The organism is Frankia sp. AiPs1 (assembly GCF_023716945.1).
Taxonomy (GTDB): Bacteria; Actinomycetota; Actinomycetes; order Frankiales; family Frankiaceae; genus Frankia.
Genome location: NZ_JAMQQF010000962.1, coordinates 1 through 1292, shown reverse-complemented (window position 1 = coordinate 1292; position 1292 = coordinate 1). Strand labels below are relative to the sequence as shown.

At 72.3% G+C, this 1292-nt stretch carries 2 protein-coding genes; both read left to right on the top strand.

Annotation, left to right across the window (positions count from 1 at the left end; translation table 11 throughout):
- A partial coding sequence (locus ND748_RS32195; protein WP_251750044.1) for an FHA domain-containing protein occupies positions 1 to 426 on the top strand: 426 nt, incomplete at its 5' end.
- 424 nt (positions 427 to 850) lie between these two features.
- Positions 851 to 1292, top strand: a 442-nt coding sequence (locus tag ND748_RS32190; protein WP_251750043.1) for a toll/interleukin-1 receptor domain-containing protein, incomplete at its 3' end; no start/stop codon positions are given.

The following is a 1292-nucleotide window of genomic DNA, read 5'->3' as shown; positions in this document are numbered from 1 at the left end:
GGCGACAGCCGGGCCGACGGCCGGGCGGGGCGCTGGAGCGCGCGGATCTCCGTCGACCGTGCGTTCTTCGAGCGGGGTGACGACGCGGGCGCGCCCGCCCTCCCCACGCGCTCCGGTCCGGTGACCGTCGAGCTGACCGCCGCGCGGACCGTCGTCGGCCGGCGCAGCCGCAGCCAGCGCACCCCGCCGGGCATCGACCTGTCCGGCGATCCGGGGGATCCCGGGGTCTCCCGCGCCCACGCCGCGCTGGAACTCATGGCGGACGGCTCCCTGCGTCTCACCGACCTGGGCTCGTCGAACGGCACCTGGGTCGGCCCGGACCCGGCCCACCTGGTCCGCCTGACGCCGGGCAGCGCCGTCGCGCTCGACGACGGCGACCGGGTCTACCTCGGCTCCTGGACCCGGATCACGGTCCACCGCCACTAGTCCCCGTCCGATCTGTGCATCCCGCACGGCCGCAGGCGCGAGGACCGTGGCGCGGTTCCGCGGAACACCTTGATCAATAACGTCGAGCGCGAGCCGCGCGCCGGAAATCAGCGATCACGCCCAGAAACGAAGATCGGCCCGCGGCCGGCCCGGCCCTCTCCCGCCGCGGACCTGACCAAAGGGGTAGGCCCTTGTTACTGTTTCACCCATTTTCATTTGCCGCTGCCGAGCAACGTCGACCAGGATGCATTTCTGGCCAGCCGGCCTCCGCCAAACTTACGACTGGGAACCAGCCGGCAAGAGGGCCCGTTTTTACGCCGTTGTGCCGGTCGACCCTCGGCCGCCGTAGGTCACAGTCGCAGAGGGTGAACCGGCATGGCCTCTTCTGGCAGGCTCTGGCGTCGTGCGATCTACCCGACCGTTAATGGTCGACGCCGCCGGCGCCGCCCAGCCGGGCACCGACCTATTCCTTTCGTACGCCGGTCCGGATGAGAACTGGGCCACCTGGATCAGTGGCATTCTCGAGCTTGCCGGCCGCACGGTGCGGGTACAGCCTTCCGAATCACCCGGCGGCGAGTACGCCGTTTCCGATATCGGCGCCGAGGTGGCGCGGGCGGAACGCGTCCTCGCCGTTTGTTCCCCGGCCCTGTTCGACGCCCCCTGGTGCACGTTGGAATGGGCCGCGATGGTGGCGACGCGGCCCCTGCTGCTGGTCCGGGTGGCCGACGGCCCGGTCCCCGAGGTGCTGGCCACCGTCGACCGCGTCGACCTGTTCGGCATCGACGAGGCCGCCGCCACCCGACGGCTCCTGGCCGCCGTCACCGTGCCCGTCGCCCCCCGCCCCGCCGCCCCCCGCCCCGCTGCCC